Source organism: Pseudomonas sp. (genome assembly GCF_033723075.1).
In the GTDB taxonomy this organism is placed as follows: domain Bacteria; phylum Pseudomonadota; class Gammaproteobacteria; order Pseudomonadales; family Pseudomonadaceae; genus Aquipseudomonas.
Genome location: NZ_JAWVXU010000015.1, coordinates 20,359 through 41,807, shown reverse-complemented (window position 1 = coordinate 41,807; position 21,449 = coordinate 20,359). Strand labels below are relative to the sequence as shown.

At 63.7% G+C, this 21,449-nt stretch carries 19 protein-coding genes; 6 read left to right on the top strand and 13 right to left on the bottom strand.

Annotated features, from left to right (window positions below; translation table 11 throughout):
- Positions 1-50: 50 nt before the first annotated feature.
- The 9 genes from hflC to R3355_RS17435 form a co-directional block, all read right to left on the bottom strand.
- The gene (gene hflC, locus R3355_RS17475; protein ID WP_318948313.1) at positions 51-920 is read right to left on the bottom strand and encodes a protease modulator HflC; all 870 of its coding nucleotides are present in this window, start codon (positions 918-920) and stop codon (positions 51-53) included.
- On the bottom strand, positions 920-2,074 hold the full coding sequence (gene hflK / locus R3355_RS17470) for an FtsH protease activity modulator HflK (protein WP_318962352.1): 1,155 nt from the start codon (positions 2,072-2,074) through the stop codon (positions 920-922). Before hflK ends, hflC begins: the two co-directional genes overlap by 1 nt.
- A gap of 96 nt (positions 2,075-2,170) precedes the next feature.
- On the bottom strand, positions 2,171-3,472 hold the full coding sequence (hflX, locus tag R3355_RS17465) for a ribosome rescue GTPase HflX (RefSeq protein WP_318947208.1): 1,302 nt from the start codon (positions 3,470-3,472) through the stop codon (positions 2,171-2,173).
- 14 nt (positions 3,473-3,486) lie between these two features.
- Complete coding sequence (gene hfq / locus R3355_RS17460; RefSeq protein ID WP_090501586.1) at positions 3,487-3,747, bottom strand: RNA chaperone Hfq; 261 nt, start codon at positions 3,745-3,747, stop codon at positions 3,487-3,489.
- A gap of 102 nt (positions 3,748-3,849) precedes the next feature.
- Entirely contained in the window at positions 3,850-4,824 is a 975-nt protein-coding gene (gene miaA, locus R3355_RS17455) for a tRNA (adenosine(37)-N6)-dimethylallyltransferase MiaA (RefSeq protein WP_318962351.1), read from the bottom strand.
- A 95-nt stretch (positions 4,825-4,919) separates the two neighbouring features.
- Positions 4,920-6,791: a DNA mismatch repair endonuclease MutL gene (gene mutL / locus R3355_RS17450; RefSeq protein ID WP_318962350.1), complete on the bottom strand. Its 1,872-nt coding sequence runs from the start codon at positions 6,789-6,791 to the stop codon at positions 4,920-4,922.
- The gene (locus R3355_RS17445) at positions 6,788-8,218 is read right to left on the bottom strand and encodes an N-acetylmuramoyl-L-alanine amidase (RefSeq protein ID WP_413243531.1); all 1,431 of its coding nucleotides are present in this window, start codon (positions 8,216-8,218) and stop codon (positions 6,788-6,790) included. Before R3355_RS17445 ends, mutL begins: the two co-directional genes overlap by 4 nt.
- Positions 8,219-8,228: 10 nt before the next feature.
- The gene (gene tsaE / locus R3355_RS17440; RefSeq protein ID WP_318962347.1) at positions 8,229-8,696 is read right to left on the bottom strand and encodes a tRNA (adenosine(37)-N6)-threonylcarbamoyltransferase complex ATPase subunit type 1 TsaE; all 468 of its coding nucleotides are present in this window, start codon (positions 8,694-8,696) and stop codon (positions 8,229-8,231) included.
- Positions 8,684-10,183: an NAD(P)H-hydrate dehydratase gene (locus R3355_RS17435; RefSeq protein WP_318962345.1), complete on the bottom strand. Its 1,500-nt coding sequence runs from the start codon at positions 10,181-10,183 to the stop codon at positions 8,684-8,686. The genes tsaE and R3355_RS17435 overlap by 13 nt, the downstream gene beginning before the upstream one ends.
- A gap of 59 nt (positions 10,184-10,242) precedes the next feature.
- On the opposite strand from R3355_RS17435, the gene queG reads away from it, so the two are divergent.
- On the top strand, positions 10,243-11,316 hold the full coding sequence (gene queG, locus R3355_RS17430; protein WP_318962343.1) for a tRNA epoxyqueuosine(34) reductase QueG: 1,074 nt from the start codon (positions 10,243-10,245) through the stop codon (positions 11,314-11,316).
- 8 nt (positions 11,317-11,324) lie between these two features.
- On the opposite strand, the gene orn is transcribed toward queG, so the two are convergent.
- The gene (orn, locus tag R3355_RS17425) at positions 11,325-11,867 is read right to left on the bottom strand and encodes an oligoribonuclease (protein WP_318962341.1); all 543 of its coding nucleotides are present in this window, start codon (positions 11,865-11,867) and stop codon (positions 11,325-11,327) included.
- An 80-nt stretch (positions 11,868-11,947) separates the two neighbouring features.
- Positions 11,948-12,754 (bottom strand): class I SAM-dependent methyltransferase, encoded by an 807-nt coding sequence (locus tag R3355_RS17420; protein WP_318962340.1) that lies wholly within the window; start codon positions 12,752-12,754, stop codon positions 11,948-11,950.
- Between the two features lie 149 nt (positions 12,755-12,903).
- Between R3355_RS17420 and rsgA the strand changes: the two genes are divergently transcribed.
- Positions 12,904-13,935, top strand: a complete 1,032-nt coding sequence (gene rsgA / locus R3355_RS17415) for a small ribosomal subunit biogenesis GTPase RsgA (protein ID WP_318962339.1) — start codon at positions 12,904-12,906, stop codon at positions 13,933-13,935.
- Positions 13,936-14,026: 91 nt separating this feature from the next.
- Here rsgA and motB read toward each other — a convergent pair whose 3' ends face one another.
- A complete protein-coding gene (motB, locus tag R3355_RS17410; RefSeq protein WP_318962338.1) occupies positions 14,027-15,034 on the bottom strand; it encodes a flagellar motor protein MotB in 1,008 nt (335 codons plus the stop codon).
- Positions 15,035-15,040: 6 nt separating this feature from the next.
- Positions 15,041-15,892 carry a flagellar motor stator protein MotA gene (motA, locus tag R3355_RS17405; RefSeq protein WP_318962336.1) on the bottom strand — a complete coding sequence of 284 codons (852 nt, stop codon included), beginning with the start codon at positions 15,890-15,892 and terminating at the stop codon, positions 15,041-15,043.
- Positions 15,893-16,011: 119 nt separating this feature from the next.
- Between motA and R3355_RS17400 the strand changes: the two genes are divergently transcribed.
- The 4 genes from R3355_RS17400 to R3355_RS17385 all read left to right on the top strand — a co-directional run bounded on the left by R3355_RS17400 (position 16,012) and on the right by R3355_RS17385 (position 21,392).
- Entirely contained in the window at positions 16,012-17,538 is a 1,527-nt protein-coding gene (locus R3355_RS17400; RefSeq protein ID WP_318962334.1) for an HDOD domain-containing protein, read from the top strand.
- 63 nt (positions 17,539-17,601) lie between these two features.
- The gene (locus R3355_RS17395; protein WP_318962333.1) at positions 17,602-18,417 is read left to right on the top strand and encodes a rhodanese-like domain-containing protein; all 816 of its coding nucleotides are present in this window, start codon (positions 17,602-17,604) and stop codon (positions 18,415-18,417) included.
- A gap of 50 nt (positions 18,418-18,467) precedes the next feature.
- The gene (asd, locus tag R3355_RS17390) at positions 18,468-19,331 is read left to right on the top strand and encodes an archaetidylserine decarboxylase (RefSeq protein WP_318962332.1); all 864 of its coding nucleotides are present in this window, start codon (positions 18,468-18,470) and stop codon (positions 19,329-19,331) included.
- 249 nt (positions 19,332-19,580) lie between these two features.
- On the top strand, positions 19,581-21,392 hold the full coding sequence (locus R3355_RS17385; protein ID WP_318962331.1) for a molecular chaperone: 1,812 nt from the start codon (positions 19,581-19,583) through the stop codon (positions 21,390-21,392).
- The last annotated feature ends 57 nt before the right edge of the window (positions 21,393-21,449 follow it).

Sequence of the window (21,449 nt, the reverse complement as noted above, 5' to 3'; positions counted from 1 at the left end):
TTTCCTCAACGGTCACCCCGGCGGACGGCTCGCGCCCACCGGGGTAAAGGTCAAGGCTTGGACTTCTCCAGATAACGGAAGAAGTCACTGCTCGGATCAAGCACCAGCACATCACGCTTATCCGCGAAGCTCTCGCGGTAAGCCTTCAGGCTGCGATAGAACGAGTAGAACTCCTGATCCTGGCCATACGCCTTGGAGTAGATGGCCGCCGCCTGGGCATCGCCATCACCGCGCAGCTCTTCAGCCTGGCGGTAGGCATCGGCCAGCAGCACGCGACGTTGACGATCGGCATCGGCACGAATCCCCTCGGCCAGCTCCCGACCCTTGGCCCGATGCTCGCGCGCCTCACGCTCACGCTCGGAGCCCATGCGATCGAACACGCTGCGGTTGACCTCTTTCGGCAGGTCGATGCCCTTGACCCGCACGTCCACCACCTCGATACCCAGTTCCTGCTGGGCGGCACGGTTGAGCGACGCTGTAACGTCCGCCATCAACGCATCACGCTCACCGGACACCGACTCGTGCAGCGTGCGCTTACCGAACTGGTCACGCAGCGAAGCCTCCAGGCGTCGCGACAGACGCTCGTCGGCGATCTGCTTGATACCCGAAGTCGCGGTGTAGTAACGCTCGGCATCGAGCACCCGCCACTTGGCGAAGGCATCGACCATCAGCGCTTTCTTCTCCAGGGTAAGGAAGCGTGAGCTGGAGGAGTCCAGAGTCAGCAGGCGTGCATCGAACTTGCGCACCTGATTGACGTAAGGAATCTTCACATGCAGGCCCGGCTGCACGTCCGGCTCGACGATTCGGCCGAACTGCAACAGCACCGCCCGCTCGGTTTGCGCCACTATGTAGAAGCTGTTCCAGGCAACCAGCGCCAGCACTACGCCAACAATCAGGGCGATCAGCGATTTATTGCTCATCAGCGGCTCTCCCTTGTACGCAGCTCAATCTGGCGTGAATCGCTGCCCACGCGCGCACCAAGTTCACCAGCACCTGCACCCGAGATGGCACTAGCGCCGGCACTGCTGCGACCGTCGATCATCTTGTCCAGCGGCAGGTAGAGCAGATTGTTCTGCCCCTTGTCGCCAGTCACCAACACCTTGCTGGTATTGCTCATCAGTTCCTGCATGGTATCCAGGTATAAACGTTCACGCGTGACCTCCGGCGCCTTGCGGTACTCGGCCACCAACGCAGTGAAGCGATCCGCCTCACCCGTTGCACGGGAAACCACTTCATCGCGGTAACCACTGGCGTCCTCGATCAAGCGCTGAGCCTGACCACGCGCCTCCGGCACCACGCCGTTGGCGTAGGTTTCCGCCTGATTCTTCTCGCGCTGCTCGTCTTCACGGGCACGGATCACGTCATCGAAAGCCTCCTGCACTTCGCGCGGCGCCGCCGCACTCTGCAAGTTGACCTGAGTGACATTGATGCCGGTGCGATAAGTATCGAGGAAACGCTGCAAACGATCCTTGACCTCGCTGGCCATCAGCTCGCGACCTTCGGTCAGCACCTGATCCATCTCGGTCGAGCCGACCACATGGCGCACGGCGCTGTCGGTGGCGTGCTGCAGACTCACTTCTGGCATGTCGACGTTGAGCACGAAATCCTGCAGATTGCTGATCTTGTACTGCACGGTCAGTGGCACTTCGATGATGTTCTCGTCCTCGGTGAGCATCTGCCCCTGCTTGCTGTAGGCGCGCTCGCGGGTGACGTTCTCCTGGAACTTGCGATCGATCGGCGGGAAGTAGATGTTCAGGCCCGGCCCTACGGTTTCGTAGTATTTGCCGAAACGCAGCACCACGGCCTGCTCCTGCTCATCGATCACATAGATCGCGCTGTACAGCCAAACGGCCGCGAGCACACCCAAACCGATAAAGAGCAGCCCGAAACCACCGCCTTTACCAGCACCGTCGTCACTGCCACGTTTCTTACCGCCACCGAACAGCCCGTTGAGGCTTTCCTGCAGCTTGCGGAAGGCCTCGTCGAGATCCGGCGGCCCCTTGCGATCACCGCCTTTGCGGCCGCCCCAAGGATCCTGATTGTTCGAGTTGCCACCCGGCTCATTCCAAGCCATAGCGCTCTCCATCAAATAAAGCAAAGACGCACCCACGGCGCGCCGACCAATGCTACCGAATGCCAGCCATCAGCGGCAAAGCCACTGTCGCAGGCTTTATTGCAAAGTGTGTTGCTCGATAAATTCCAACGGTTTCAACCCTGCCCGGGTGACCAGTCGATTCAACTCGATCCGCGGCAGACGTACTGCCAACAAACTGCTGCCATCCTCGGCATGTTCCTCGCTCTGCACCGCACCCAGGGCAAAAAACTGTGCGCGCAGCCGCGCCAGGCGCTGCGGTAACTGCAATGTAGCGATAAACAGGTCATCACCCAACAACTCGGCAATGGCCTGCTTCAACAATGGCAGGCCACGCCCGTCACGGGCAGACAACCAGACCCGCTGCGGCTTGCCGTCGGCATCGCGCTGAATTTGCGGCTCAACCCCTTCGAGCAGATCCAGCTTGTTGTAGACCTCGAGCATGGGCAACTCGTGCGCGCCGATCTCGCCCAGCACGGCCATGACCTGCTCGATCTGCTGATCACGCTCAGGTTCATGCGCATCGATCACATGCAGGAGCAAGTCGGAATTGCTCGATTCTTCCAGGGTCGCGCGGAAGGCTTCGACCAATTTATGCGGCAGGTGACGGATAAAGCCCACCGTATCGGCCAACACCACCGGCCCCAGATCGTCCAGCTCCAACCGCCGCAGGGTCGGATCCAGGGTGGCGAACAGCTGATCGGCGGCGTAGACATCGGATTCGGTCAAGTTATTGAACAGGGTCGACTTGCCGGCGTTGGTATAGCCGACCAGGGAAACCGACGGGATATCCGCGCGCCTGCGACCGCGCCGGGCCTGCTCGCGCTGGCTGCGCACCTTCTCCAGTTTCTGCTTGATCTGGCGAATGCGTACCCGCAGCAGACGACGGTCGGTTTCCAGCTGAGTCTCACCCGGACCGCGCAGACCGATACCGCCTTTCTGCCGCTCCAAGTGGGTCCAGCCACGCACCAGCCGGGTACTCAGGTGATCCAGCTGGGCCAGTTCGACCTGCAGCTTGCCTTCATGAGTGCGCGCGCGCTGGGCGAAAATATCAAGAATAAGACCGGTTCGATCCAGCACCCGGCACTCGAAAACCCGCTCGAGGTTGCGCTCCTGGCTAGGCGTGAGGACGTGATTGAAGATCACCAGATCAGCCTCGAGAACCTTGACCTGGTCGCGCAACTCCTCGACCTTGCCACTGCCAATCAGGTATTTCGCCGTCAGCCGGCTACTCGGCACGCTAAGAAAGGCCACCGCATCGGCGCCGGCCGAGATGGCCAGCTCCTGAAACTCTTGCGGATCTTCGCGCGACGCGGAGTCTTGACCGTCCAGATGAACCAGGACAGCCCGCTCACCCCCTTCATGGCGCTCGAAGAACAATACGACCTCCTAGATCAGGCGTTGCCCGGCTCGGCTTCAGCCAGCTCAGTCTCGGAAACGCTCGGCAAACGCACCGGGCGGCTTGGCACCACAGTGGAGATAGCGTGCTTGTAGACCATCTGGCTGACAGTGTTTTTCAGCAAAATCACGAACTGGTCGAAGGATTCGATCTGACCTTGCAGCTTGATGCCGTTGACCAGATAGATGGAAACCGGGACGCGTTCCTTACGCAGGGTATTCAGGTAAGGGTCTTGTAGCGAATGCCCTTTTGACATGGGTCGTACTCCTTTGAAAAATCAATAATTAATAATTTTAGTAATGCAATAAACAACTTCAGACCGCCGTACCCCCAAGGATAGACGGCCAATGGCAAGGTCTCAGGTCAATATGGAGTCCGCCGCCAGGTATTTCAAGGCGCGCGGCAAATTGTCACAAGCCAGGCTATCCAGCCAGTGCACACCGGCCCAACTGCGCAACCAGGTAAACTGTCTTTTGGCCAACTGCCGCGTGGCGATGATGCCGCGCTCGCGCATCTGCGCCTCACTCAGGTTACCTTCCAGAAAATCCCACACCTGGCGATAACCCACCGCTCGTATAGACGGCAACCCCGCATGCAGGTCACTTCTCTGCCGCAGGCCTTCGACCTCCTCGACAAAGCCCTGTTCCAACATCAACTGAAATCTTTGTGCAATTCGCGCATGCAACAGCTGGCGCTGCGCCGGAGCAATGGCCAAGTGGGCGACAGTATATGGGAATTGTCCCGCACCGGACGCGCCCATAACATGATTTTGCTCAACCTGACGCTGACGGTGCGCGGTCATGGTCAGACCACTGACACGGTAGACCTCCAGCGCCCTAACCAGGCGCTGCGGGTCATTGGGATGGATGCGCGCAGCGGACTCGGGGTCGACCGCCTGCAACTCGCGGTGCAGAGCCCCCCAGCCTTCGGCCTGGGCACGCGCCTCCAGCTCGGCGCGCACCTGCGGATCGGCGCCGGGCATATCGGCCAGGCCCTCGAGCAGTGCCTTGTAATACAGCATGGTGCCGCCGACCAGCAGCGGGATGCGCCCGCGCGCGCTGATCTCGGCCATCGCCGCCAGGGCGTCGGCACGAAACTCGGCAGCCGAATAGCTCTCGGCCGGGTCACGAATGTCGATCAGGCGATGGGGAAACTCGGCCAGAGTGGCTTTATCGGGTTTGGCGGTACCGATGTCCATGCCGCGATAGACCAAGGCCGAATCGACACTGATCAGCTCGCACGGCAGCACCCGCGCCAGCTCGAGGGCCAGATCGGTCTTGCCGGCAGCGGTGGGACCCATCAGGAAAATGGCGGGGGGCAGGCGTTCGGACATCGTCAATAATTCTCAGAGGTTGTGAAAATATCGAGCGCTGTCGCGAGCGTTTTTTCACAAGCTAATCAGTGTAACGCCAATCGCCCGCAGCCCGGTCAGCGACCACGCAGGAACAGCTTATCCAGATCATCCATGCCCAACTGGGTCCAGGTCGGCCGACCATGGTTGCACTGGCCGCTGCGCTCGGTGTGTTCCATGTCGCGCAGCAGAGCATTCATTTCCGGCAGGGTCAGGCGCCGATTGGCGCGTATCGCCCCGTGACAGGCCATGGTCCCGAGCAACTCGTTGAGGTGCGCCTGGATCCGGTCACTGGTGCCGTACTCGAGCAGATCGGCCAGCACATCCGCCACCAACCGATTGGCCTCGGCCTGCTTGAGCAGCGCGGGAATCTGCCGGATCGCCAGGCTTTCCGGCCCCAGACGCTGCAATTCGAAGCCCAGGCGCTGGAACCAGGCCGCATGCTCCTCGGCGCAATCGGCCTCGCGCTGGCTGACAGCCAGCGACTCAGGCACCAGCAGTGGCTGGCCGCGCAAGCCTTCGCTGGCCATGGCGATCTTCAGCCGTTCATAGGTAATCCGCTCGTGCGCCGCGTGCATGTCGACCAGCACCAGGCCCGGCACATTCTCGGCGAGGATATACACGCCCTTGAGCTGGGCGATGGCATAACCGAGCGGCGGCACATCGCCCTGGGCCTCAGGCAAACCAACCGGGCTCGCCGGCAGCGGTGAAAAGAACTCGCGGTAGGTGCCCTGCGCCTCGGCCGCAGGCACTCCTGCCTGCGACCGCTGGCCCTGATAACCGGCTCCCGGCGAGCGCCAGACCGACTCGCTCGGCGTCGGCTCGAGCAAACTGGCCGCCAGGCCGATCTCGCCCTGCGCACCGAACTCGCCGGCCGCCTGCCCCGTCGGTGCCAGCATGCCGCCCACCGCTGCCGGTGCGGCCAGCTGATCCTCCGGCCGCACGTCGCCCAGGGCGCGATGCAAGGTGCCGTAGAGGAAGTCATGGACCATGCGCCCGTCGCGAAAGCGTACTTCGTGCTTGGTCGGGTGCACGTTGACATCGACCACCGCGGGGTCGATTTCCAGAAACAGCACGAAGGTCGGATGACGGCCATTGAACAGCACGTCGCGATAGGCCTGGCGCACCGCATGGGCGACCAGCTTGTCGCGCACCGTGCGCCCGTTGACGAAGAAATACTGCAGATCGGCCTGGCTGCGCGAGAAGGTCGGCAAACCGACCCAACCCCACAGGCGCAAGCCATTGCGCTCGACCTCGATGGGCAACGCCTGCTCGAGAAAGGCAGCCCCGCAGACCGACGCCACCCGCCGCGCACGACTGACATCGTCATGCGCCTCGTGCAGGCCAAGCACGGTCTTGCCGTTATGGCGCAGGTGAAAGGCCACATCGAAACGCGCCAGCGCCAGGCGCTTGATGACTTCCTGCAGGTGATCGAATTCGGTTTTTTCGGTCTTGAGAAACTTGCGCCGCGCCGGGGTATTGAAGAACAGGTCGCGCACCTCCACCGAGGTGCCCACCGGGTGCGCCGCCGGCTGCACGCGCGGCTGCATGTCGCGACCTTCGGTTTCCACCTGCCAGGCCTGTTCGGCATCGGCCGTGCGCGAGGTCAGGGTCAGGCGCGCGACCGAGCTGATCGAGGCCAGGGCCTCGCCGCGAAACCCCAGGCTCATGACCTGCTCGAGATCCTCGAGCTCACGAATCTTGCTGGTGGCATGCCGGGCCAACGCCAGCGGCAGATCGTCCGCAGCGATGCCACCGCCGTCGTCTCGCACCCGCAGCAGCTTGACCCCGCCCTGCTCGATATCCACCTCGATACGCTTGGCGCCGGAGTCCAGGCTGTTCTCGAGCAATTCCTTGATCACCGAGGCAGGCCGCTCGACCACCTCGCCGGCAGCGATCTGGTTGGCCAGGCGCGGGCTCAGCAACTGGATACGCGCTTCACTACTCATGGCTGAACCGCCAGCGCAGTGGCCGGAATCTGCAGGGTCTGGCCGACCTTGATCACGTCGGAGCGCAGCGAATTGGCACTGCGCAGGGCGCCAAGGCTGACCTGGTAACGCAGCGCGATCAACGCCAGGCTCTCGCCGGAGCTGACCACATGCTCGCGCGGCCCCTGAACAATCTTGCCATTGTCGCGCTGCCAGGCGAGGTAGCTGCCGGGCGGCGGGTTCTGCTGAAAAAACTGCCGCACGCCAGTCACGATAGAGCGAGCCAGCGCCTGCTGGTGACCGGCGCTGGCCAGTTTGCGCGCCTCATTGGGGTTGGAGATGAATCCGGTCTCGACCAGGATCGACGGCATATCCGGCGATTTGAGCACCATGAAGCCGGCCTGCTCGACCCGGCGCTTATGCAGCGGCGTGATCCGCCCCATATTGCTCAGCACCTTGTTGCCGACATTCAAGCTGGACGACAGCGACGCGGTCATCGACAGATCCAGCAACACCCCGGCCAGCATGCGGTCCTTGTCGTCCAGGCTGACATTGCCGGCGCCGCCGATCAGGTCCGACTGGTTCTCCGAGTCGGCCAACCAGCGCGCAGTTTCCGAGGTGGCACCGCGATCCGACAGGGCATACACCGAGGCACCAAAGGCCGACGCCCGCGGCGCCGCATCGGCATGAATCGAGACGAACAGATCGGCACCCTTCTTGCGCGCGATATCGGTACGTTTGCGCAACGGGATGAAATAGTCGCCGGTGCGCACCAGCTCACCGCGAAAGCCCTTCTCGGCGTTGACCTGGCGCTGCAGCTCCTTGGCGATCGCCAGGGTCACGTGCTTCTCGAACCGCCCCTTGACCGGCGACAGCGCGCCCGGGTCTTCGCCGCCGTGACCGGCATCGATGGCGATAACGATATCGCGCTTGCCGCTGGGCACCGGGGTCAGCTTGGGTGGCGCCTGAGTCGGTGTGACCGGCACCGGCGGCGCGCTGGCCACCTGGGTTGCGGGCAGACCGGGGGCGGCACCCGCCTCCTGATCGAACAGATCGACCACCAGGCGATGGCCGTATTGCTGGTTGGGCGCCAGGACGAAACTCTTCGGCGTGACCTGTGCCGACAAATCGATTACCACGCGCAGCTCTTCGGCCGTACGTTGCGCCGAACGCACACCCGTAATCGGCGTATTGCTCAACGCCAGATTATCGAAACCGGTCGCCAGCTTGGCGCCACTGACATCGATGACGATCCGGTTGGGCGCAGTGAGGGTAAAGACACTGTGCTGCACCGGACCGGACAGATCGAACACCAGACGCGTGTTGTCCGGCGCCCGCCACAGCCTGACGCTGCGCACATCCGAAGCGGCAATAACCTCGACAGCCAGCGCCGCCAGCACCACTCCAACCACGATGAAACGCGCGCCTATGCGCATACCCGACCCCATTTTGTTTTGATCATGCCCCGGCGGCCAAAGCGGCACACCAGGTTTCGCCACGCTCACCTTGCGCCTGCAAATGCAGGGAGCGGCCGGACGCTTGCGCGGTAATGGTAATGTCCATGTCGGCCTTTGGCAAAACGCCTGCGCCGCGCTCTGGCCACTCGACTAGGCACAAGGCATCGCCCTCGAAGTAGTCGCGTATACCCAGGTACTCCAATTCCTCCGGGTCGACCAGGCGATACAGGTCGAAATGAAACACCCGAACCGCATCGAACTCGTATGGCTCGACCAGGGTGAAGGTCGGACTCTTCACCGCCCCGGCATGGCCCAGACCGCGAATGATCCCGCGCGACAGGGTGGTTTTCCCCGCCCCCAGGTCACCATGCAGATAGATCACCCCACGCCCGCCACTCACCTCGGCGATACGCGCGCCCAGGGCCAGCATCGCCGCTTCATCGGCGGCATACAGCTCTAACTCGAACAAACAGACTGCTCCCGCAACAATTGACGAATGGCGGCGCACAGATCGCTTGCCGCCAACCCACAGCCCTGCTCGGCCAGGCGCTCGCCGGCACGTGCATGCAGCCAGACCGCCAGACTGGCCGCAGCCATCGCCGGTAGGCCCTGGGCCAGCAATGCACCAATCAGGCCCGCCAGCACATCGCCCAGACCGGCGCCGGCCATTACCGGGTGACCGCGATCGCAAAGCAACAGCTGCCCGGCAGAATCGGCCAGCAGGGTGCCCGCGCCCTTGAGCACGCACACCGCCTGATAGCGCCGGGCCAGAGCTCGCGCCGCTGCCGGGCGATCGGCCTGCACAGCGGCGGCGCTGATACCCAGCAAGCGCGCGGCTTCACCCGGATGCGGGGTGATCACGCCGCCAGCCGGCATCTTGACCGCGCCCCTGGCCAGCAGGTTCAAGGCATCGGCATCCCATACCTGCGGCGCCCCCGAGATAGATGCAACCGACAGCAGGCTGCGGCCCCAGGCCCCCTGCCCCAGACCCGGCCCGACCACCCAGACGCTGGCCGCGGCGCCCAGCGCCAGCAGCTGATTGGCCGAGGCCACGGCGGCGCTCATCACCTCGGGCACGCGTGCCTGCGCCGCTGCCAGGTGCTCGGCGCGGGTCGCCAGGGAAACCATCCCGGCGCCGCTGCGCAAAGCACTCTGCGCCGCCAACAGGGCGGCGCCGGCAAAACCGCGATCGCCGCCGACCACCAGCACATGGCCCAACTGCCCCTTGTGCACGGTGCGCGGCCGGCCCGGCAAGCGCGGCACATGCGCCCCCGCCAGGCGCTGGGCCACGCAAGCCTGCGCAGCGACCAGCGCCGGCTCGGCCTGCAGGTCATCGAATACCAGCTCGCCCACCCAGTCCGCCGCCACCCCGGTGAACAGCCCGAGCTTCAGGCCGATCAGGGTCACCGTCAGCTGCGCACGCACGGCCACGCCCAGCACCTGACCGCTGTCGGCGCACAGGCCCGAGGGAATATCCACAGCCACTACCGGCAGAGCGCTAGCGTTGAGCAGGCGAATCGCCTGGGCATAGGGTTCGCGCACCGCGCCGCTGAGGCCGGTGCCGAGCAGCGCATCGAGCACCACCCCGCTCAGCTCGGCGCACTCGCTCCAGGACTGGACAGTCACGCCTGCGGCCTGCGCCTCATCGCGCGCCTGCGCCGCATCGCCCTGCAGCTGCGCCGGATCGCCCACAGCCAGCAGTTGCACGCGCCAGCCGGCACGCAGCGCCAGAGCCGCCACCAGGTAGCCGTCACCGGCATTGTTACCGCGTCCGGCCAGCACCGTAAGCACCCCGACATCCGGCCAGCGGCGGCGCAGCGCCCGCCAGATGGCATGGGCGGCGCGGCTCATCAGCTCGAAACCCGGGGTACCGGCGGCGATCAGGCGCGCATCCAGCTCGCGCACCTGGGCGGCGCTATATAAGGCGAGGGGAAGATTGTCTGGCGATTGCGGCATGCGTCGGCTCCGATGTCTGGCAGAATTATACCTACCTCCGTCCCGGTTACCCGCCCCATATGACAACTGTCGCACTCGATCTCGCCGCCCTCGCCCAGTCGATCAAGGACTGGGGCCGCGAGCTGGGCTTTCAGCAGGTCGGCATTGCCGGGCTGAACCTGAGCGAGCACGAGGCGCATCTGCAACGCTGGCTGGATGCCGGCTACCAGGGCGAGATGGACTACATGGCCGCCCACGGCAGCAAACGCTCGCACCCCGAGCAGCTGGTGCCCGGCACCCTGCGGGTGGTCTCGCTGCGCATGGACTACCTGCCCGGTGACACCCAGATGGCCCAGCGCCTGAGCGAACCGGAGAAAGCCTATGTGTCGCGCTACGCCCTGGGCCGCGATTACCACAAGCTGATCCGCAAGCGCCTGCAACAACTGGCCGAGCGCATCCAGCAGCAGATCGGCCCGTTCGGCTACCGCGCCTTCGTCGACAGCGCGCCGGTACTGGAAAAAGCCATCGCCGAACAGGCCGGACTCGGCTGGATCGGCAAGAACACCTTGGTGCTCAACCGCGGCGCCGGCAGCTACTTCTTTCTTGGCGAGCTGTTCGTCGATCTGCCGCTACCGGTCGATGCGCCGCACACCAGCGAACACTGCGGGCGCTGCACCGCGTGCCTGGACATCTGTCCGACCGGGGCTTTTGTCGGCCCTTACCTGCTGGATGCGCGACGCTGCATTTCCTACCTGACCATCGAACTGAAAGGCGCGATCCCCGAAGAGCTGCGCGCACCGATCGGCAACCGCGTGTTCGGCTGCGACGACTGTCAGCTGGTCTGCCCGTGGAACCGCTTCGCCCGCCCTACCGAGCAGGCCGACTTCCAGCCGCGCCATCAACTGGACAACGCCGAGCTGGCCGCACTGTTCCGCTGGAGCGAAGAGGAATTCCTCAGCCGCACCGAAGGCTCGCCGCTGCGCCGTGCCGGCTACGAGCGCTGGCTGCGCAACCTGGCCGTCGGCCTGGGCAATGCGCCCTCGAGCATCCCGGTGCTCGAGGCACTGCAAGCGCGCCGCGAACACCCCTCGGCGCTGGTGCGCGAGCATGTCGAGTGGGCACTGGCACGTCACGCCGAACGCGGCGCACCCTAAACCAAGGCTCAGACCTTGATGAAGTGCTCGCGGTAGTACTGGAGTTCGGCGATGGATTCGCGAATATCGTCCAGCGCCTGGTGACTGGCTTTTTTCTGGAAGCCCTCCTTGAGTTTCGGTGCCCAGCGTTCGGCGAGGATCTTCAGGGTCGAGACATCCAGATAGCGGTAGTGGAAATAGGCTTCCAGGTCCGGCATGTAGCGATAGAGAAAACGCCGATCCTGACCGATGCTGTTGCCGCAGATCGGCGACTGGCCCCTGGGCACCCACTGTTCGAGAAAGGCGATGGTCTGCGCCTCGGCCTCGGCCTGGCTGATCGTGCTCTCACGCACCCGCCTGACCAGGCCACTTTCGCCATGGGTGCGGGTATTCCATTCATCCATCCCGGCAAGCGCCTCGTCACTCTGATGCACCGCAATCACCGGCCCTTCGGCCAGGACATTGAGCTCGCTATCGGTAATGATCGTGGCCATTTCGATGATCACGTCCTTTTCTGGATCGAGCCCGGTCATTTCCAGGTCGATCCAGATCAGATTCTGCGGGTTCTGCATGCTCTACTCCTCGGCTGATAGCGGCAGTTTAGCGAATAAACCCGCCCGCGAACCGGCGGACTTGCCTTCGCCACGCACGCTCACGCCCGAGCAACGCCCGGCATCCGCCATAACAGCAGGCGCGAGCGGCGCCAGTCATGCAGCTCGACCTGCTGATCGGCCGGCACCCCGGGCACCTCGAAGCTGTTGCTGACCAGCCAGGCGCCGTCGGCCATCTGCGCCACGGCCTTGGCCCAGAGCGCCGCCATCGGCGCGGGCGAGAGAAAACAATAGACCACATCGAATTGCGCCAGATCGGTGCGCCAGAGATTTTCATAGCGGATCCGACAGTTGCGCTGCGGCAAGGCGCGCAGCCAGGCGATGACGAACGGCAAGGGCGCGGTCTCCACCCCGACGAACTGCGCCTGGGGAAAGCGCCGCGCCAGCCAGAGCAAGGTTCCCGCTGGGCCACAACCGAGATCGACGAAACGAAAATCGGCCGGTTGCCCAACGAGCAGCCCGGCCAGTTGCTGGCGACTGCGCGCCCCGGTCAGATACAACGGTACCCGCTCGCCGACACTGTTCCAGTTGCCCAGCAACAGCAGCAGGAAGCCGACTAAAAACACCCAGGACGGCAGCGCCGCGCCACTCAACAGCAGCAGCGCCGGGACGAACCCCAGGTTCAACCACCACCACCAAGGCGACAGACCGAACCAGCGACCGAAACCCGCCGCCAACAGGCCAAGGAGCAAACCGGCGGCCAAACCGCTGGGGCGCCAGCTCGAGAACTGCACCGCCACAACGATCAGCCCGCCCACCAGCAGCGCCGCGCACAACTGCGCCAGCAACGCCAGCAGGGCCGGATAGCGGCCGGCCACTCGAGCAATCATCGGTACACGCGCAACCATTTATCGCCTCTATCTACCTGTCGCCACTGCGCCGCAGTCTAACCCTCGGCACCAACCCTCGACAGCTTGCAACGCAGCAGCGCGAGTCGGCATGTGCCGCGTGCTAGACTCCCTGGCGGATTTCACCGCAAGTCAACCTCGGAACTTTCATGGCCAAACGCCAACTCAACCGCCGGCAAAGCTGGCGCATCGACAAAATTCAGGGCGAACGCGCCGCCCGCGCGGCCAAGCGCGAGTCGCAGGCCGTGCAAACCCTGGAGGGTGGCGACCTCGGCCCGGAGCAGATCGGCCTGGTGATCGCCCACTTCGGCGTACAGGTCGAAGTCGAAGCTCAGGACGGCGAGCTGGCCGGCCAGGTGTTTCGCTGTCACCTGCGCGCCAACCTGCCCGCCATGGTCACCGGCGATCGCGTGGTCTGGCGTGCCGGCAACCAGGGCATCGGCGTCATAGTCGCGCAACTGCCACGCAAAACCGAACTGTGCCGCCCGGATACCCGCGGCCAGCTGAAGCCGGTGGCGGCCAACGTCGACCTGATCGTCATTGTCTTCGCCCCGCTGCCCGAGCCCCACGCCAACCTGATCGACCGCTATCTGGTGGCCGCCGAACACGCCGGCATTCGCCCCTTGCTGCTGCTGAACAAGGCCGACCTGATCGACGAGCAGAACGCCGTGGCGCTGAACGTGCTGCTCGGCGTCTATCGCCAGCTCGGCTATCCCGTGCAGGAAGTCTCGGCCCATCAGGGCGACGGCATGGAGCAGCTCAAACAGCAGCTCGACGGCCACGTCAGCGTCTTCGTCGGCCAGTCCGGGGTTGGCAAGTCATCGCTGGTCAACAGCCTGCTGCCAGGCGTGGACACCCGGGTCGGACCGCTGTCGGAACTGACCGGCAAGGGCACCCACACCACCACCACCGCACGCCTGTTCCACTTCCCCGGCGGCGGCGAACTGGTCGACTCACCCGGCATCCGCGAATTCGGCCTGGTGCATGTCAGCCGCGCGGATGTCGAAGCGGGGTTCATCGAGTTCAACGACCTGATCGGCCAGTGCCGCTTTCGCGACTGCAAGCATGACCGCGAGCCTGGCTGCGCCCTGCTCAAGGCCCTGGAAGACGGGCGCATCCAGCCACAACGGATGGCCAGCTACCGGCACATCCTCGCCAGCCTGCCCGAAGCGGACTACTGAGAGCATGTAAAAAACTCGCGCTCGATATTTTCACAAGCGCTGAAACGACCAGGCCGCGATCACTCGCGGCCTGGGGCGTACGACCTGCGACTCATTCGCTCGGTTGATCGAACTGCAAGACCCCGTCCTCGAAAATATTCAAGCGCTCGCGCACTTCATCCGGCCCGGCTGGATCCGCGGCGGGCGGCTGCGCTGCAGCACCCTCAGCACCCTCAGACTCTGGGTCGGCAGCGCCATCCTGCTCGCCCTCGATGGCGCGCTGCGCCTTCTTCGTCAACACGACGATGTCGATACGCCGGTTGACCGGGTTCAGCGGGTCGTCTCGATCGAACAACGCCGACGACGCATAGCCAACCACCCGGGCCACCTGCGCCTCGTCATAACCACCGGCGATCAGGGCGCGCCGAGCGGCATTGGCCCGATTCGCCGAGAGCTCCCAGTTACCGAACTCGCCGTCACCGGCAAACGGCTTGGCATCGGTGTGGCCACTGACGCTGATTTTGTTCGGCACCGCCCTGATGGTGTCGGCCAGGGCCAGCAGAATGTCCTCGAAATACGGCTGCAAGCGTGCACTGCCGCTACCGAACATCGGCCGGTTCTCGGCGTCCATGATCTGGATACGCAAGCCATCCTGGGTGATCTCGAACAGAATCTGATCCTTGAAGCGCTGTAGCTGCGGGTTCTCCTCGACCTTGTTCTGCAGCTCCTGCAGCAACAGCTCGAGGCGTTCGCGCTCCACTTCCTCGGCCTTGCCGTCGGCCTGCGCGGGGTCGGGTTGCGCCGGCTCGATCTCGACCTCCTCGCCCTCGGTCTGATCGTCGACCTGCTGATTGAGCGTGCGATCCGGCGCCGGCGTGGGAGAGCCGCCGAGGTCAATGACGAAGGGACTGGCGCTTTCGGAAAAGCCGATCGGATCCTTGAAGTAACCGGAGATCAACTTCTTCTGCTCGGGAGTAGCCACGGACATCAGCCACATCACCAGGAAGAACGCCATCATCGCCGTGGCGAAGTCGGCAAAGGCGATTTTCCAGGCACCACCATGGTGGCCGGCGGCAACCTTCTTGACCCGCTTGACGATGATCGGCTGATTGTTGTCCATTTTTCGTTAGTTTCCGCGCATCGCCTGCTCGAGCTCGGAAAAACTCGGGCGATGGGCCGGGTAGAGCACCTTGCGCGAGAATTCGACGGCCAGCGACGGCGGCATGCCGGACGCCGAAGCGACCAGGCCGGCCTTGATCGCTTCGAATACGTTGACCTCTTCCTTGGCGTCATGCTCCAGCGCCGCGGACAGGGGACCGAAGAAGCCATAGGAGGCGAGAATGCCGAGGAAGGTGCCGACCAGCGCCGTGCCCACCTTCTCGCCGATCTGCGCGTTATCGGCTTCGGCGAGGATCGACATGGTGAGCACGATGCCCAGCACTGCGGCGACGATCCCCATGGCCGGCATGGCATCGGCGACCTTGGCCACGGCATGAGAGGGATGCTCCAGCTCCTCCTTGAGGCTGGCGATCTCCATGTCGAACAAGCCTTCCAGCTCATGGGGCGCCATATTGCCGGAGGACATGATGCGCAGGTAATCGCAGATATAGGCGATCATCCGCTCATCCTTGAGGATCGCCGGGTACTTGCTGAAAATCGGACTGGCCGAAGGCTCCTCGATGTCGGCCTCGATGGCCATCATGCCTTCGCGCCGGCTCTTGTTGAGGATCTCGTAGACCAGCTTCAGCACGTCCAGGTAGTAGGCGTGACTGAAACGCGAGCTGAACATGCTCAAGGATTTCTTGAACACGCGCATGAACATGCTGCCCGGGTTGGCCTGCAGAAAAGCCCCCAACGCGGCGCCGCCGATGATCAATACTTCAAAGGGATGCACCAGCGCCATGAACTGGCCGCCGGACAGAATGAAGCCGCCGAGCACGCTAGCAATTACAACGATGATGCCAATGATTTTTGCCATAGAGAGGAAACTTGCCAGAGCCTGGAGTGAGGGTTATGCAAAACAACCCTTCTATTTATCGGAACTTATGCGCGAGACTATAGCCAGTTAAGTCTAAAAGCCAGCATGGCTAAGCACAGATGCCCACCTCCAAACCCTTACCGCGCACCCTCGAAGACTGGCTCGAACGGCTGGACAAGCACTTGTTGCCGGTGCCTGTCGAAAACCACCAAAATGTCTGTCGCGCCCTGTCCGATAGCCGCCGTTCGCTGCGTGAAATTGCAGAGCTGATGCAGGCAAGCCCTACCCTGGCCCTCTGCGTGTTACGGGAGGCCAATCGACAGGCAGGCAGTTTCAGCACCTGCGCAGAAAGCCTGGAAAGCGCACTCAGCCGACTGGGCCTGCAGCGCACCCTGGAGCTGGTCAAACGCCAACCCGCTCGCCCCCTCGCCGAAATCCCCCTGGCGCTGCGGCAGATCCAACTGATCAGCCAACACGCCGCGCAGCAAGCCAGCGGTTTGTTCAGTGGGCGCCTGGCGCGGCTCTGGCAGGAGATCCACTGGGGCAGCCTGTTGTTTCTCGCGCCTATCTGGTCGCTACTGGCAGCCCACCCCGAGCTGTTCGAGCAATGGGAGCAACGCGTACTGGCTCGCGCCGAGCCGGCCGCCAATGTCGAGCGGGATCTGCTCGGCGTCCCCCTGCTCGCCCTGTGCCTGGCATTGGCCGAGCGCTGGCGCCTGCCGGACTGGGTGATTCAAGGTTACCGCCTGCTGGTTGCAGATCGCCGTCAGTTGGTCAAGGCGCTGCACATCGCCCGCGACAATCAACACCCTCTGCACCAGCAGCAGATGCTCGATGCCGATATTCCTCTGCGGCGCTGGTTGACCCAGCCAGCCAACAGCATCCTGCTGGCCAACGGCCTGGCGCTGTCTGCCCACCACGCCTGGAACAGCCCACACAGCCTGCGCTGGCAACATCTGACCGGTCTCTACCTGCAACTGCCGCTGAGCAACGTGCAGCAACAGATTCACCAGCACGCGGCGCAGAGTGCACGCCAGCAAGCGACGGCAGAACTCTGGCATCCCGCCCAGGCTTTGCTCTGGCCTTGGGGCGCACGGCGCTTGCAACACAACGCCCCCGCGCCACCAACGAAGACAACCGCAGCCGCGGACAATGGATGGCGCCAACACTGCGTGCAATTGCTCGCCCAGCCGAGCGCGTTTCACAACCTCGACCAACTCACCAGCACCACCACTCAAGCCCTACGGACCTGCGGCATGTCGCGGGTCCTGCTGCTCCTCGCCGACCGCAGCCACAGCCGCCTGCGGGCGCAGCAACAGACCGGCCTGGACAAGTCGGCCAATACGCTCATCATCGACCCACAGCACAGCCAGGTAATGCGCCGCCTGCTCCAGGCGCCGGCACAACTGCGCCTGACACCGGCCAATATTGCGCAGTTCTCGGCCCTGCTGCCCGGCTCGCTGAAGGCGCTATTTCCCAGCGAGCATCTGCTGATCCGCTCACTGGCCAGCAACGGCCGCGTGGTGATGGTCATAGTCGCCGACCAGTCCGGCGCCGTACTCAACGACACCAGCGTGCAGGCCTTCGGTAAAACCGCGCAATGCATTCAACGCGCCCTGGACAGTTTTGCCAAACGTGAGCGCTAGCCTTTCCGCTACAATCCGCCTTCTTATTCGCCTTGCCACAACTTGCCATCAAAGAGGCCCAGCATGACTGCCTTCGCTGCGTTGCCATTGGTTATCGAGCCGGCCGAACTGGCCGCGCGCCTGGCTGCTCCCGAACTGATTCTGGTCGACCTGACCAGCGCTGCGCGCTATGCCGCCGGCCACCTGCCCGGCGCGCGCTTCGTCGACCCCAAACGCACTCAACTGGGCCAGCCCCCGGCACCCGGCCTGCTGCCGGAACACGCCCAACTCGAACAGCTATTCGCCGAACTGGGCCATAACCCGAACGCCGTCTACGTGGTCTACGACGATGAGGGCGGCGGCTGGGCCGGGCGTTTCATCTGGCTGCTGGATGTGATCGGGCACAGCCATTACCACTACCTCGACGGCGGCCTGCAGGCCTGGCTGGCCGAAGATCGCCCGCTGAGCACCGAGCAACCCGACGCATGCGCCGGCCCGCTCAAGCTGACGCTCGACGACAGCCCGACAGCCAGCCGCGAATACCTGCAAAGCCGCCTGGGCGCCGCCGACCTGGTGATCTGGGATGCCCGCTCACCCGCCGAGTACCGCGGCGAAAAGGCCTTTGCCGCCAAAGCCGGGCACATTCCTGGTGCAATCAACTTCGAGTGGACGGCCGGCATGGATCCGGCCCGCGCCTTGCGCATTCGCCAGGACATGCCCGCGCAACTCGCTAGCCTCGGTATCAGCCCGGACAAGGAAATCATCACCCACTGCCAGACCCACCACCGCTCCGGCTTCACCTACCTGGTGGCCAAGGCGCTCGGCTATCCGCGGGTCAAGGCCTACGCCGGCTCCTGGGGCGAATGGGGCAACCATCCCGACACCCCGGTCGAGCGCTGAGCCAGCAAATAGCTGCCACCTGCATGCCGTCGAATCCCCAAGGAACACACATGAAAGATCGCCTGTTCATCCTCAGCCAGTACCTGCTACCGCACCACCTGCTGTCACGCCTGATCGGCTGCGCAGCCGAGTGCCGCACAGCCTGGTTCAAGAATCGCCTGATCACCTGGTTCGCCAAGCGCTACCAGGTCGACATGAGCGAGGCGCAGATCGAAGACCCTACCGCCTTCGAGCACTTCAATGCGTTCTTCACCCGCGCCCTGAAAGAGGGCGTACGCCCGCTCGACAGCACCCCGGGCGCAATCCTCAGCCCGGCCGACGGCGCCGTCAGCCAACTGGGCAAGATCGAGCACGGCCGGGTATTCCAGGCCAAGGGCCAGAGCTTCAGCGCGCTCGAACTGCTCGGTGGCGACAGTGAACGCGCCAGCCCGTTCATGGGCGGCGAATTCGCGACCATTTATCTGTCGCCCAAGGACTACCACCGTGTGCACATGCCGCTGGCCGGCACCCTGCGGGAAATGGTCTACGTGCCGGGCCGACTGTTTTCGGTCAACCAGACCACCGCGGAAAATGTCCCGGAACTGTTCGCCCGCAACGAGCGGGTCGTCTGCCTGTTCGACACCGAGCGCGGGCCGATGGCCGTGGTACTGGTCGGGGCGATGATCGTCGCCTCGATCGAAACCGTCTGGGCCGGTTTGGTCACGCCACCCAAGCGCCTGCTGAAAAGCGTCCGCTATGACCAGGCGGCGCGCGCACCCATCACCCTGGACCAGGGCGCGGAACTGGGTCGCTTCAAACTGGGTTCGACGGCCATCGTATTGTTCGGCCCGGATCAGGTGAGCTGGGCAGAAACACTGAGTGCCAACAGCAGCGTGCAGATGGGTCAACGTATCGGCAGCAGCCAGGCTAGCTAGCAGCCCGTCGGGCTTACAGGGAGCGGGCCAATTGCTGCCGCCATAACGGCACATGCATCAAGCCGCTGGCACGGGCCGCACGCCTGATAAATGCCGTTGCCGGCCAGGAGGAGCGGGCAGCGCCCCCTCGCCAGCCGAGCAGCCAACCTATGCAAGGCTGCGGCCTCAGCCAGATACTGCTAAAGTTCGCAACATTATCATCAAGAGAACGGCTCGCCTGAACTACGGGCGTTGGAGTATCCAAGCTAGATGGATAAACAGAGTCCCCACCTACTGCTCCGCGTCCCCACACCGCAAAAGTCTGCCCTGTCTTTCTGCGATGCCAGCCCGCGCGACCTCAAACGCTGGATCGCCAACCTGCCGAAAGCCAATATTGGAGAAACCGCCCGCCAGCTATACCAGGCCCTGGTCGAGCTCAACCAGCTGCGCACCGCGTCGGATAACCGTCTGCAATTGCTGGAGTTACTGCGCCCGGAGATTTACTTCGTCTGCAAACACCTGGAGCGGCACTTCCTCAACCAGGCGATTGTCCTCGATGAACGCCCGCGCAAAGTCGCCAATCTCTGCCAAGCCCTGCAGAACCATCTGGCCGTTGGTTACAAACTGATCATCGCCAGCCTGGCTCCGCAAAATAATGGCGAGCGTAATCCACTCCTGAGCGTCGCCCTGCAACGCGCGACCCATAGCCTGTGCGGCCCGCTGATTCGCGCCAGCCAGTTGTACTGCCCCGTGCCGGAAGGCCTCTGGCTGGAACTGCACCAGATCTACCAGATAGCCCGTGAACGGCGCCTGCACACGCTCGCGATCCGCGATCCGCTGGCCCGCCACACTCAGAGCCTGAGCACCGAGCAGAGCTATGTGGTCGCCCTGCTGCTCGGCTGTGCCCGCTGCAACCAGATGCGTCAGAACGGTATCGCGCGCCTCGCCGAAGTTCTCGAACCCTGGAGCGCACTGGTCAATCTGCAAGCCGGCGATGACCCCTCGAGCCTGTTTGCGGTCGCCCCGCAAGTGGATGGACCACCGCGCTATACCTCGCTGTTTCAGGATAAAGAACGGCACAACGCTCTGGGCATCGACCCTCATCCACTGGTCGATGCGATTCAGGAGTACCTGGTGCTGCCTGCGGAGAATACCCCCCAGGCGCGCCTGCTGGTACCCGAAGGGTTCAGCACGGACATGCTGCAACACCTGCGCGCCGCCTGGGGCGACATCTCCGAACGAACCTTCAATCGCAGCCACGGCCAGGGCACCCTGACCCTGTGCATCGGCATGAGCGCCCTGCATTTTTTCCTGGCCAACAAGCGCCCCTTCAGCGAGATCCTGCAACTGCCGAGCGAGCCCCAGACGGCGGTATTCAACCCCGACACCGGCACAGGCGTTCCGGATGTCTGGTCGAAAGCCTTCGACACCCAGAAGAGCAGCAGCTGGAACGGAGGCATGCTCCTGGAGGAAATCGAGTACAGCAAGCCCTCGAACGAAGCCACTCAGTCCGAATCCGCCGACATCGAGAGCTACCCGACCTTCGCCCTGCCGATCGTCAACCACAGTCCGGGCGGCTACTGCCTGTCCTGGCCCAAAGAGGTGCCCAGTCAACTGCAAGCCGGTGAACTGCTCGGCGTCCAGGACTCGCCGGAGCAGGGCTGGAGCGTCGCCGTGGTGCGCTGGATCCGCCAGGTACGTGGCGGCGGCACACAGATGGGCATCGAGCTGATCGCCCCGCACGCACAATCTTGCGGCCTGCAGCTGTTGCGCAAGGCCGAACACAACAGTCAATACCTGCGCACGCTGCTGCTGCCGGAAATCAGCGCGATCTCCCGACCCGCCACCCTGATCACCCCACGCCTGCCCTTCCAGGAAGGCAACAAGGTGATGATCAACCTCAACGGGACAGAACGTCGCGCCGTACTCAGCCAGCGAAAAACCAGTACCGGCAGCTTCAATCAGTTCGAATACCGCAGTGTCGAACAGAAATCCGCCGATCCAGAGAAACCCGTCACAGGCCAAGGCAGCCAAGGCGCCAGCGGGGAGGAAGACTTTGACTCACTATGGAAGTCGCTGTAGATTGCCGGCACATCAATTTTTGTCGCTTTTTCACGTCCGTTCGCCGCAGATTTGACT